Source organism: Brevundimonas sp. Root1423, assembly GCF_001426805.1.
Window position 1 is genome coordinate 73,240 of record NZ_LMFL01000045.1, and the last position, 12,263, is coordinate 85,502.

General features: G+C 67.6%; 9 protein-coding genes and 3 pseudogenes. 6 read left to right on the forward strand and 6 right to left on the reverse strand.

Annotated elements, in window-relative coordinates; genetic code table 11:
• The first annotated feature begins 1 nt into the window (after position 1).
• Both accC and aat read left to right on the forward strand, forming a co-directional pair.
• Complete coding sequence (gene accC / locus ASD25_RS21955; RefSeq protein ID WP_056620459.1) at positions 2-1,300, forward strand: acetyl-CoA carboxylase biotin carboxylase subunit; 1,299 nt, start codon at positions 2-4, stop codon at positions 1,298-1,300.
• A gap of 97 nt (positions 1,301-1,397) precedes the next feature.
• Entirely contained in the window at positions 1,398-2,003 is a 606-nt protein-coding gene (gene aat / locus ASD25_RS21960; protein WP_235562875.1) for a leucyl/phenylalanyl-tRNA--protein transferase, read from the forward strand.
• Here aat and ASD25_RS21965 read toward each other — a convergent pair.
• Positions 1,970-2,623, reverse strand: a complete 654-nt coding sequence (locus tag ASD25_RS21965) for a DUF2155 domain-containing protein (RefSeq protein WP_056620462.1) — start codon at positions 2,621-2,623, stop codon at positions 1,970-1,972. The genes aat and ASD25_RS21965 overlap by 34 nt on opposite strands.
• Positions 2,620-3,012: an NADH:ubiquinone oxidoreductase subunit NDUFA12 gene (locus tag ASD25_RS21970; RefSeq protein ID WP_056620464.1), complete on the reverse strand. Its 393-nt coding sequence runs from the start codon at positions 3,010-3,012 to the stop codon at positions 2,620-2,622. Before ASD25_RS21970 ends, ASD25_RS21965 begins: the two co-directional genes overlap by 4 nt.
• Before the next feature lie 393 nt (positions 3,013-3,405).
• Between ASD25_RS21970 and ASD25_RS21975 the strand changes: the two genes are divergently transcribed.
• The 3 genes from ASD25_RS21975 to ASD25_RS21985 all read left to right on the forward strand — a co-directional run bounded on the left by ASD25_RS21975 (position 3,406) and on the right by ASD25_RS21985 (position 7,184).
• Positions 3,406-5,622 carry a TSCPD domain-containing protein gene (locus ASD25_RS21975; protein WP_235562838.1) on the forward strand — a complete coding sequence of 739 codons (2,217 nt, stop codon included), beginning with the start codon at positions 3,406-3,408 and terminating at the stop codon, positions 5,620-5,622.
• A gap of 63 nt (positions 5,623-5,685) precedes the next feature.
• Positions 5,686-6,177, forward strand: a complete 492-nt coding sequence (locus ASD25_RS21980; RefSeq protein WP_056620468.1) for a pentapeptide repeat-containing protein — start codon at positions 5,686-5,688, stop codon at positions 6,175-6,177.
• 95 nt (positions 6,178-6,272) lie between these two features.
• The gene (locus ASD25_RS21985; protein WP_200943689.1) at positions 6,273-7,184 is read left to right on the forward strand and encodes a pentapeptide repeat-containing protein; all 912 of its coding nucleotides are present in this window, start codon (positions 6,273-6,275) and stop codon (positions 7,182-7,184) included.
• A gap of 61 nt (positions 7,185-7,245) precedes the next feature.
• Here ASD25_RS21985 and aspS read toward each other — a convergent pair.
• Positions 7,246-9,023: pseudogene (gene aspS, locus ASD25_RS21990) on the reverse strand (aspartate--tRNA ligase).
• A 468-nt stretch (positions 9,024-9,491) separates the two neighbouring features.
• On the opposite strand from aspS, the gene ASD25_RS21995 reads away from it, so the two are divergent.
• Entirely contained in the window at positions 9,492-10,175 is a 684-nt protein-coding gene (locus ASD25_RS21995; protein ID WP_056620472.1) for a DnaA ATPase domain-containing protein, read from the forward strand.
• A 34-nt stretch (positions 10,176-10,209) separates the two neighbouring features.
• Here ASD25_RS21995 and ASD25_RS29705 read toward each other — a convergent pair whose 3' ends face one another.
• The 3 genes and pseudogenes from ASD25_RS29705 to gatB (ASD25_RS33360) all read right to left on the reverse strand — a co-directional run.
• The gene (locus ASD25_RS29705; protein WP_082572554.1) at positions 10,210-10,608 is read right to left on the reverse strand and encodes a DUF559 domain-containing protein; all 399 of its coding nucleotides are present in this window, start codon (positions 10,606-10,608) and stop codon (positions 10,210-10,212) included.
• A gap of 55 nt (positions 10,609-10,663) precedes the next feature.
• Positions 10,664-11,753: pseudogene (gatB, locus tag ASD25_RS22005) on the reverse strand (Asp-tRNA(Asn)/Glu-tRNA(Gln) amidotransferase subunit GatB); the annotation flags it as partial.
• Between the two features lies 1 nt (position 11,754).
• Positions 11,755-12,263 (reverse strand): annotated as a pseudogene (gene gatB / locus ASD25_RS33360) (Asp-tRNA(Asn)/Glu-tRNA(Gln) amidotransferase GatCAB subunit B); the annotation flags it as partial.

The window sequence follows — 12,263 nt, forward strand, 5'->3', positions numbered from 1 at the left end:
CATGTTCACCAAGGTCCTCATCGCGAACCGCGGCGAAATCGCCCTGCGGATCCACCGCGCCTGCAAGGAGATGGGCATCTCCACCGTCGCCGTGCACTCCGAAGCCGACCGTGGCGCCATGTGGGTGCGGCTGGCCGACGAAAGCGTCTGCATCGGCCCGGCGCCGGCGGCCAAATCCTATCTCAACATCCCCTCGATCATCGCGGCGGCTGAAATCACCGGCGCCCAGGCGATCCACCCCGGCTACGGCTTCCTGTCCGAGAACGCCCGCTTCGCGGAGATCGTCGAGGCCCACGGCATGACCTTCATCGGGCCCAAGCCCGAGCACATCCGCATCATGGGCGACAAGATCACCGCCAAACAGACGGTGCTGGACGCGGGCATCCCCTGCGTTCCGGGCTCGAAGGGCGAAGTCGAAACCGTCGAGGCCGCGATCGAGGCGTCGAAAGCCATCGGCTTCCCTCTGATCGTCAAGGCCGCCGCCGGCGGCGGCGGACGCGGCATGAAGGTGGCCCTGACCGCCGACGATCTGGTCGAGGCCGTCCAGACCGCCCAGTCCGAGGCCGCAGCCGCCTTCGGCAACGGCGCCGTCTATATGGAGCGTTACCTCCAGAAGCCGCGCCACATCGAACTGCAGGTCATCGCTGACAGCCACGGCAACGTCGTCCACCTCGGCGAACGTGACTGCTCCCTGCAACGCCGTCACCAGAAGGTGCTGGAAGAGGCTCCCTCGCCCGCCCTGTCGGCCGCCGAGCGCGTGGCCATCGGCGAGACCGTGAACAAGGCGATCGCGGCCATCGGCTACCTCGGCGTGGGCACGATCGAATTCCTCTGGGAAGACGGCGAGTTCTTCTTCATCGAGATGAACACCCGGCTGCAAGTCGAGCATCCGGTTACGGAAATGATCACCGGCGTCGACCTGGTGCGCGAGCAAATCCGCATCGCCGCCGGCCTGCCGCTGTCGTTCCGGCAGGAGGACGTCCACTTCGAGGGCCACGCCATCGAGTGCCGGATCAACGCCGAGAACGCCGAGACCTTCACCCCCTCGCCCGGCACCATCACCGACTTCCACGCCCCGGGCGGTCTGGGCGTGCGGCTGGATAGCGCCATCTACGCCGGCTATTCGATCCCGCCCTATTACGACAGCCTGATCGGCAAGCTGATCGTCCACGGCCGCGGCGGCATCGACACCACCATTCCCCTGTTCCAGAAGCTGCTGCAGGAGCCGGACATCCTCTCCGGCGACTACGACATCCACTGGCTGGAGAACTGGGCCAAACGCCAGAAAGGCGACGCCTGACGGCGTGGTGGACGAGCCCGGCTTCAGCGCCAGCAGCCCGTTCGGCGGATTCGGCCCTGACGAACTGCTCCAGTGCTACGCCACGGGCGTCTTCCCAATGGGCGAGGGTCGCGACGACCCGCGCATCTTTCTGGTCGAACCCGAGCAGCGGGGCGTCATCCCGCTGGACCGGTTCCACATCCCGACCCGGCTGAAGCGCACGGTCCGGTCCAACCCGTTCGAAATCCGGGTCGACACCGCTTTCGACGCCATGCTCGACGCCTGCGCCGCCCCGGCGCCGGGGCGTGAGGACAGCTGGATCAATGGGCCGATCCGCCGCCTCTACATCGAACTGAACGCCCGCGGCCGGGCCCACTCCGTCGAATGCTGGAATGACGAACGACTGGTCGGCGGCCTCTACGGCGTGACCTTGGGCGGGGCCTTCTTCGGCGAGAGCATGTTCAGCCGCGAACGGGACGCATCAAAGGTGGCGCTGGTCCATCTGGTCGCGCGGCTGAGGCGCGGGGGCTGGCGTCTGCTCGACGCCCAGTTCCTGACCGAACATCTGACCCAGTTCGGGGCCGTAGAGACGCCGCAGGCCGCCTATCTGAAAATGCTGAAGGCGGCGCGGACCGTGCAGCCGGATACCCGATCCCTGTTCAAACCGATGACGGGCGCCGAGGCGGTCTTCTACGCCTTGCAGCCCACGACCCAGGCGTCATAGACCGGATGCTGCAGGCCGCTGATCGCGGGCGCCGAGGCGAACATCCAGCCGCGGAAGATCTGGCGGGGTTCGCTGACCTGGATCACGCCGCGCGGCTGAAGCGACACCTCCAGATAGGCCACAGAGTCGGACACCTGCTCGTCGGCTGCTGACACCTCGCAGGCGCGGGCGGTGAAGATCAGGGTCTTCTGGAACCGCACCGGACGGCCGCCGACCTCGACCTCGAACCGCATGGATTCGGCGGTGATCTTGTCGATGGCCTCGACGATGGCGACCCGGCGACGCTGGCGGCGGGCCGGTTCGACCGGCGTCTCCACGCGCTTGACCTCGGGCGTCTCGGCCTTTTCTTCCTCGACCGCATCCTCGTCGATCGGCTCTTCGGCAACGACGATGGCCGGGGCTGGCGGAGTCACCGCGACCGGCGAGGCCGGAGCCGGCGTGCCCTGAGGGGCGGGCTCCACAGGCGCAGGCGGCGTGGGTTGGGCATTGAGCGCGGCGGTCGGGTCCTGAACCGGCACGGCGTCCTGGGGCAGGTCATTCAGGGCCGAAGCGACGACGGCGCCCGACGCACCGAGCGCAAGCACGGCCGCGCCGGCCAGAACGAAGCCGCGACCCGTCATTCCGGGCGCCAGGCTTCGTAGTCGCCCGTCGCGGCCGGACGCTTGCCCTCAGCGGCGAGCGAACCCTGCGGACGCCAGGCCATCGGCGTGCCGGTCAGGTTGGGAAGGTGGTCCTCCTCCCATTTGCGGCGCGGCAGCGGATGTTCGCTGGGCAGTTCGTCAAAGGTGTAGTGCAGCCAGCCGTGCCAGTCCGGCGGAACCTTGGAGGCGTCGGCGTAGCCGTTGTAGGTCACCCAGCGACGCTGGCGGCCGTCATAGCTGCTCTTGTCGCGCGACAGGTAATAGCGGTTGCCGAACTCATCGGTCCCCACGTGCTCGCCGCGCTTGGCGATGGTGAAGAAGGTGCCGATGGTGGCGCCGCTGGTCCAGCCGAAGATTCTGCCTAGCACGTCGGGAAATCCACTCACGATCCGTCGGGCGGCGGAGGCCGGCGACGCAGGCGCAAGCATAGAAACCGGCGAGGCTTCCGTCCAGCGTCCCGGCGCCGTCGCGAACCTCAACATCCTGGGGGTAACCATTCCCCGACACGCCAGATTTATTGCGGTTGACCGACGAAGGCCTCTAGGCTGGCCCACAGGCCACGCCGAGACCGCCGTATGCGCTTTCCCTTCGCTTCACACGCCACCGCCCTGCCGCGCCCCGCGCGCCAGATAGAGCGGTGCGGACGGGTCGTCTCGGTACGTGCACCAGACAGCTGGACCGATGTGCAGATCGAAGCCTGGCTCGACTGGGCCGACGCCGAGGGATTCGCTGTCACCGACGGGGACCCGCTGGCCGAGACCATGGCCGGCTGGGCGGCGAACCTGTCTGCCGCCGATGCGGTCGATCTGACGGCGACGCTCCTGCTGGGATTGGTTTCCCCGGCCTTGCCGGCGCGGGTCACCACGGATGTCCTGAACCTGTCCGATCCCGGCGCAGACGAGACGCTCGCCGCCGAGGGCGCGCGCCGGCGAGCCGGGCGTCGCGCGACCGGCGCAGTCGAGGCGCTGGCGACCGCCCTGGCGGCGGTCTCCGACGCCGTAAGCCGGTGCGAGGGGCCGCGTGCGGACTGCGCCGATCCAGCCTCCAATCCGGCGTTGGCGAGAGCCGCCCTGGCTGCACGACGCAGCGGGGCGTCGGACGCTGACATCCTCCGGGCCATTGCGGGCGAGCAGTTCAGCTCCGTGCCCCTGCCCCTCTCGCCCCCGCCCGTAATCGTCGCCTTGGCGGATCGGGCCATGATCGCTTCGGGCGCGCCGTACACCCTGTTGGCGGCCGAAGCGGCTTTGGAAGGGGATCTACTTCTCACCTTCGAGCCCGACGATGCCGAGAGCGCGGCCAACCTGGCCCGTTCGCCAGCCATCCTGGTGTCCTTGACGGCGCTGCAAGCCATCAGCGGCGCAGCCATCGAGCCCGCGCTCGGCGAACTGGTCCGGCTGTGGTCGCGCGCCCTGACTGCTCAAGGCGCGTCCTCCGTGGCGATCGGCCTCGGCGGGCTGGGCGATCTGATTTTGAAAGAGGGATCGGACGACGCCGGGGCACGGGCCGCCCAGCTGGCCGGAACTGTCACCGCCGCATGCGAGACGGCTCCGTCGCTGTTCGTCGATGACGTGGAGGCGTCATTGCGTCTCGGCCTCAGCCCGCTTTCCGCACTGGAGGTCTGGCAGACCGGAGACGGCGAGATCGTCCGTCGTCTGCGCCCGTCGCTTGCCGCGGCAATCCGCAGGGCCGGCGGCGAAATCGATTCCGCCGAGCGGCATCTGTTCGGACGGCGCACGCTGGTCGACGCGCCGGGCCTCGATCACTCAGCCCTGAGAGCCAGGGGCTTTACGGATATCGAGCTCGAAGCGGTGGAGATCGCCCTGGCGCAGGTCGATGACCTGGGTGACGCCTTCCGTTCGCCGGTGCTCGACGCCGGCTTTGTGCGCGACGTGCTGGGCATTGAGGTCGTTGACGGCAACCTGCTGAGCCAACTGGGCTTCTCCGACGAGGCGGTGCTCGACGCGCAGGCATGGGCTCTCGGACATGCCGATCTGGCCGGATGGACGGAAGCGCCGGAAGCGTTGAAGCCCGTTCTTGCCGATCCCGCAGCTTTTGACGCAAGCCTGCGCGCGATCGTCGAACAGGTCAGTGCGGCCCCGGATGCCGCGCCGACGCTGATCGACTGGCGCACAACGGCGATTCAGGCTGCGCGCCTGCTCGGCGACGCGGCCCGGGAGGGGCGGCGCGCGGTCCGGCTGCAGAGAACGGCACCGCCCGCCGGCCCGCTGCTGAGCCTGACGGAGGCTGAAGAGACGATCCGCCAACGACGCTGGGAGCCGGAAACCCGAGCCGTAGAGCGGGTTGTCGAGAAGGTCATCGAGCGCGATCGCACCCGACGCAAGCTGCCTGACCGCCGCAAGGGCTATATCCAGAAGGCCGCCGTGGGCGGGCACAAGGTCTATATCCACACCGGCGAATACGAGGATGGAGAACTCGGCGAGATCTTCATCGACATGCACAAGGAAGGCGCCGCCTTCCGCAGCCTGATGAACAATTTCGCCATCGCAATCTCGATCGGCCTGCAATACGGCGTGCCGCTGGACGAGTTCGTGGACGCCTTTGTCTTCACCCGGTTCGAGCCGGCAGGTCGCGTCACGGGCAACGATTCAATCCGCTCGGCGACCTCGATCCTCGACTACATCTTCCGCGAGCTGGGCGTGTCGTATCTGGACCGCGGCGAGCTTGCGAATGCTGACGCAGAGAGTCTGAACGCCGATGGTCTGGGGGCCGGAAAGGCCGAAGACGGCGAGCCCGAAACCGTGCCGGCGGCGCGTTTCATCTCCAAGGGGTTCGCCCGCGGCGCGGCGCCTGACAACCTCGTGGTCTTGCCCTTCGGCCAGTCCCGGGGCGCGCCCGCGCCCGTCACGGGAGCCACTGAAGCGGTCGCCTGCCCGTCCTGCGGGGATTTCACCCTGCAACAGCGGGGCGCAGGCTGGACGTGCGACACCTGCGGCGCCGCGCCGTCCATGCAGGGTTGATCAAGGTTTGTGCGCCATGATGGCCTGCATCTTGCATATCCGAAGGCGAGACCGGAGCCCGTCATGAAACCCATCCTGACCGTTACCCTGACCGCCGCCCTCCTGGCCGCCGCCCTGCCCGCCGCAGCGCAGAACGCCGGCCAGATCGCGCGGGTGCGGGGCGGGGCAAGCTGTTCCGGCTGCAACCTGTTCCAGGGCAATTTCGGCGGGCTGGAAGCCCGAGGCCTCAACCTGGCGGGCGCGCGCCTGCGTCAGGCTGATCTCAGCCTCGCGGTGATGAACCGGACACGCTTCTCAAACGCGGACCTTCGCGACGTGGAAGCCTACGGCGGGGTGTTCTCGGGTTCCAATTTCGCGGGCGCGAACCTGTCGAACAGCAGCTTCGTCGGCGCTCATCTGGACGGCGCTTCCTTCTCAGGTGCGACCCTGACAGGGGCCAATTTCTCGGGCGCTTCCTTGCAGGGAGCCACGGGCCTGACCCAGGGCCGCCTGAACCAGGCGTGCGGCGATGAAACCACTCGTCTGCCGGGCGGCCTGACCATCCGTCACTGCTAAGCTGACGGATTGCAGCCCTGCACCTTACCGCGATTTAAGTAGGGTTCATCGGGGTTTGGCCTCATGAGAGGGGTGTGAAAAAACTCGCTGTTTCCATGACCCGCCGCCTTTCCAACGCCAGCCTTGCGCTGGGCGCGGCCGTCGCCGTTCTCGCGAGCGCCGGATCGGCGAGCGCCGAACTGCGGTTCCAGTTTGGTTCACAGGACCGCGACGTGGCGCGGATGGTGTCCCTCGGCGGTTCCTGCAACCGCTGTGAGCTGTCCGGACGCGACCTGACGGGCGCAGCCTTCACCGGCGCCGTCTTCCTCAACGCCACCCTGGTGGGCGCCAATCTTCGCGGCGCCGAGTTGCAGGGCTCGAATTTCACCGGCAGCGACTTCAGCCGGGCCGACCTGACCGGCGCCGAGATGATCGGCGCCAACTTCACAGGCGCCAACTTCAGCAACGCGCAGATGTCCGGCGCCGAGGTTTCGGGCGCCACCCTGGTCCGGGTTCGGATGGCGGGGACGGACCTGAGCGGGGCCGAGTTGAACGGCGCCAATATGAACGGGGCCGTCCTGACCGGCGCTGATCTCTCGTCGACCGAGATGAACGCCACGACCCTGGCGAATGTGAGCGCACGGTCTGCGGACATGCGCAGCGCCGAGATCGCCATGTCGAACCTGTCGAACGGCGACTTCCGCAACGTCTCGTTCCGCGACGCGACGCTGAACGGCGCGCGGCTGACCGGCGGAAACTTCGCCGGGGCCGACTTCCGGGATGCGGAAATGCACCGCACCGACATCCGAGGCGCCGACCTGTCAGGCGCGCGCGGCCTGACGCAGGAGCAGGTCCAGCGGGCCTGCGGCGACGCCAACACCCGCCTGCCCGGCAACCTCACCCCGCGGGTCTGCCGCGGCGTCACCGGGGTCCGTGTGGTCCCGCATCCGCGCGCCGTGCCGACGCCGCCCGCGCCGCCGGTTCCTCCCCGGGTTCGCAATCTCGTGGTCGCCAGCTCCGGCCACTGAAGACAAAGGCCGCCGTCCCCGGGGACAGCGGCCTTTTTCATGCCCGTGATACAGGCCCCGATCAGGGCTTCAGCGGCAGGGCCGCGCGGATGTGCAGTTCCTTGTACTGACGGTCCTGCGCCTCGGCCGGCGCGCTCATCAGAAGGTCCTGGCCCTGCTGGTTCAGCGGGAAGGCGATGACCTCGCGGATCGCCACCTGATTGGCCAGCAGCATGACAATGCGGTCGATGCCGGGGGCCAGACCGCCGTGCGGGGGCGCGCCGTAGCGGAAGGCGTTGAGCATGCCGCCGAACTGGTCCTCGACGACCGAGGCGTCGTAGCCGGCGATCTCGAAGGCCTTGAGCATGATCTCGGCCTTGTGTAGGCGCGGATGGTGAGCGGGTCCTGCGTCTCCAGCGCCTCGAGGCCGCCCTGCGGCATCGAGAAGGGGTTGTGGCTGAAGTCGACCTTCTTCTCTTCCTCGGACCATTCGAACATCGGGAAGTCGACGATCCAGCAGAATTTGAACTGGTCCTCGTCGATCAGCTTCAGCTCGGTGGCCACGCGGGTGCGGGCCAGGCCGGCGAATTTGGCGAAGACCGACGGCAGGCCGGCGGCGAAGAAAGCGGCGTCGCCCTTGCCGAGACCCAGCGCCGTCATCAGGGCGTCGGTCGGCTCCTGACCGAGGTTCTTGGCGATCGGACCGCCCCAAGCCTGCTGGTCGTCGGACCAGAAGATGTAGCCGAGACCGGGCTGACCCTCGCCCTGGGCCCAGGAGTTCATGCGGTCGCAGAAGGCGCGGCTGCCACCGGTCGGGGCCGGGATGGCCCAGACGGCGTTCTTCTCGTCCGCGCCGAGGATCTTGTTGAACAGGCCGAAGCCCCCGTCGCGGAAATGATCCGAGACATCCTGCATCTTGATCGGGTTGCGGGTGTCCGGCTTGTCGGTGCCATACCACTTCATCGACTGTTCGTAGGTCAGGCGCTCGAAGCCCTTGTGCTCGAGGGTCTGGCCGAAGTCGTTGGTGAAGGTCTGCGCGCCATCGATCGGCGAGACCGGCTTGCCGTCGGCGAACTCCTCGAACACGCCGTGCATGACGGGTTCGATGGCGGCGAAGACGTCTTCCTGGGTGACGAAGCTCATCTCGACGTCGAGCTGGTAGAATTCCAGCGAACGGTCGGCGCGCAGGTCCTCGTCGCGGAAGCAGGGGGCGATCTGGAAATAGCGGTCGAAGCCCGAGACCATCAGCAGCTGTTTGAACTGCTGCGGGGCCTGCGGCAGGGCGTAGAATTTGCCCGGGTGCAGGCGCGACGGGACGAGGAAGTCGCGCGCGCCTTCGGGCGACGAGGCCGTCAGGATGGGCGTCTGGTACTCGAGGAAGCCCTGACCGACCATTCGCTGGCGGATCGAGGAGATCACGCGCGAACGCAGGACGATGTTCTTGTGCAGGGTCTCGCGGCGCAGATCGAGATAGCGGTGCTTGAGGCGAATTTCCTCGGGGTATTCCGGCTCGCCGAAGACCGGCAGCGGCAGTTCCGCGGCTTCCGACAGGACCTCGACGCCGGAGACGCGCAGTTCGATCTCGCCGGTGGGCAGGTTGGCGTTCACGACCGAGGCCTCGCGGGCGACGACCTCGCCGTCGACGCGAATGACGCTCTCGGCGCGCAGGCGTTCGACGGCCTCGAAGCCCGGGGTCTCGGGGTGCAGGACCAGCTGGGTCAGGCCGTAGTGATCGCGCAGGTCGATGAACAGCAGGCCGCCGTGGTCGCGCTTGCGGTGGACCCAGCCGGACAGGCGGACATTCGAGCCCGCATCGGTCAAACGGAGGGCGCCGCAGGTGTGGGAGCGGTAGGCGTGCATGGTCGGTACGTCTTGGATTGAGGGCCGCGAGGGCCGCAATTCGGGAGGCCGGAGGGGCGCATCATCGCCCCGGAAAGTCAAGGTTTGCGGCCTCCCGGAGCACGTGTGCGGCGTCCCGCCCGCAAAAAATGTCAAAACCGCCACTCTCGAGACATTCGCCCCTCCTCCATCCTGATCATCCGTATGGAAGCATGGCGGTACGTCAGGATCGGACGCAGGGGTCCAGGAGCCCGCGTCGTGGGCCTTTCAAGCCTGCCCGGGTCGTCTCCATGACCACTGCAACGTTCTGGAGCGCCCTTTGCCCTTGGGGCCCGATCCAAGGGGATCACGGGGCGAGAGTCTCCATTTCCGGTCGTCAAAAGGGCGGACGGGGCGGCGCAGGAGTCTCCATGCGGGCGTCCACAGGCGCGTGGCCTTGTCCACGGGCTTGAAGGAACCTGCGCCGCGGTCTGCTATAGCTGTCCCATTATGACCGCCCGCCCTTCTCCTCCCGGCCAGATGCGACTGCCGCTGCAGAGCGACCTGCCAGACGGGGCGGAGGGCTTCGTCGTGTCCGACTGCAATCGCGCGGCGGTGGCGGCGCTGGAGGACTGGCCGAACCTGATCGGCGGGGCGATGGCCATCTGCGGGCCAGCTGGATGCGGCAAGAGCCGGCTGGCGCAAATCTGGGCCGAACGCGTCGGCGCCGTGGCCCTGCACGGGGCCGAGGCGGCGCTGATCGATCCGATGGAGATCGAGGGCCGACCGGTGCTGCTGGACCGGGCCAAGGACGTGGACGACGAGACCCTGTTCCACCTGATCAACCTGGCCCAGGCCCCGGGCGGCGCCCTGCTGATGGTGGCGCGGTCGGCGCCGTCCAGCTGGGAGGTCGCCCTGCCCGACCTGCGCTCGCGGCTGGACGCGGTGATCAGCGTGCCGATGGAGGCGCCGGATGACGCCGTCCTGGCCGCCATGCTGGATGCGCGCTTCGCAGAACGGGGCATCCGGCCGCAGAAGGACGTGGTGCCCTATCTGCTGCGCCGCATCGACCGGTCGGCGGCGGCGGCGGAGGCCGTGGTCGAGACGCTGGACGCCCTGCACAAGCCGGTGACGCGGGCGCTGGCGCGGGAGGCGCTGGAGGGGACGGACGGGAGTGGGGAGTCGTTCGAGTAGTTCTTCGCCCTTCTCCCCTCCGGGGGAGAAGGTGTCAGGCGGAGCCTGACGGATGAGGGGGATGTCGGCTAACGCTCGCCGCATGCCGACGGATCGCATCCAGCAGGTCGTTCGGGTTTCGCAGGAAACCTTCGTTTGCAAACCGCAAGACGGTGAACCCGGCTTCCGCCAACTTCAGGTCCCGCTCGGCGTCTTCGACCTCTCGAAGGCGATGGACGCCGCCATCGAGCTCAATCACGAGCTTGAGCTCCGCACAGAGAAAATCGGTTATCGACCCGGCCACCGGCGCTTGGCGTCGAAACTTCAGGCCTTCGAACTGCCGTCCCCGCAGCATCTCCCACAGACGGCGCTCCGCACCGGTCATGTCGGAGCGAAGACGACGCGCCTGGCGGGTTCTGTCTTCCGTCTGGTGCAACGCTGAGAGCCCCCTCATCCGACCCGCTTCGCGGGCCACCTTCTCCCCCGGAGGGGAGAAGGATCAAGATGGCCTACAGCCCCAGCTTCGCCTTCAGGATGTCATTCACCGCGGCCGGATTGGCCTTGCCGCCGGTGGCCTTCATGACCTGACCGACGAACCAGCCGAGGGACTGGGGCTTCTCGGCGACGCCGGCGGCCTTGTCGGGGTTGGCGGCGATGATTTCGTCGATCGCCTTTTCGATGGCGCCGGTGTCGGTGACCTGTTTGAGGCCGTGCTTCCCGACGACCTCTGACGGGCTGCCTTCGCCGTTCCAGACGTGGTCGAAGACCTCCTTGGCGATCCTGGAGGAGATGACGTTGGTCTCGATCAGCTCGACCAGCTGGGCCACGTGGGCGGCCGGCAGGGTGTTCTCGCTGAAGTCCTTGCCGTCGGCGGTCAGGCGGGCGGAGACCTCGTTGGTCACCCAGTTGGACACCAGTTTGGCGTCGCGGCCTTTCGCGGCGGCCTCGAAGAAGTCGGCCTTGGCCTGTTCCGAAATCAGGACCACGGCGTCGTATTGCGACAGGCCGTAGTCGGCCATCAGCCGGCGGCGCTTCTCGTCCGGCAGTTCGGGCAGGTTGGCCTTGATGTCGTCGATCCAGGCCTGCTCCAGCTCCAGCGGCAGCAGGTCGGGGTCGGGGAAGTAGCGATAGTCCATCGCCTCTTCCTTGGAGCGCATCGAGCGGGTCTCGCCGGCCGTCGGGTCGTAGAGGCGCGTCTCCTGGATGATCTTGCCGCCGTCCTCGAGGATCTCGATCTGGCGCCGGGCCTCGTAGTTGATCGCCTGGCTGATGAAGCGGAACGAGTTGACGTTCTTGATCTCGCAGCGCGTGCCCAGATGGCTGAAGTCGCCGGTCGCCTTGTATTTGGCGTACTGGCCCTCGCGGCAGACCGAGACGTTGACGTCGGCGCGCAGGTTGCCCTTCTCCATGTCGCCGTCGCAAGTGCCCAGATACATCAGAATGGTTCTGATCTTCTTGACGTAAGCCACGGCTTCTTCAGGAGAACGGATGTCCGGACGCGACACGATCTCCATCAGGGCGGTGCCCGCGCGGTTCAGGTCGACATAGCTCTCGGTCGGCGACAGGTCGTGGATCAGCTTGCCCGCGTCCTGCTCCAGGNGGACGCGACACGATCTCCATCAGGGCGGTGCCCGCGCGGTTCAGGTCGACATAGCTCTCGGTCGGCGACAGGTCGTGGATCAGCTTGCCCGCGTCCTGCTCCAGATGCAGGCGTTCGATGCCGACATTGAAGAAGGAGCCGTCCTCAGCCTCCACCTCGACGACGCCCTCGCCGACGATGGGGAAGTAGAGCTGGCTGATCTGATAGCCGGTGGGCAGGTCGGGGTAGAAATAGTTCTTCCGGTCGAACTGGCTCTTGCGGTTGATCTGCGCGCGCAGACCCAGGCCGGTCTTCACGGCCTGTTCGACGCAGTGGCGGTTCAGGGTCGGCAGCATGCCGGGGAAGCCAGCGTCGACCAGCGACACCTGCTCGTTCGGCCCCGCGCCGAAGCCGACGGCCGCGCCGGAGAACAGCTTGGCCTTCGACGCCACCTGGGCGTGGATCTCCAGCCCCATGACGATTTCCCACGGGCCGGTGCGGCCCTGGATGAGTTTGGTGTTCTCGGTCAT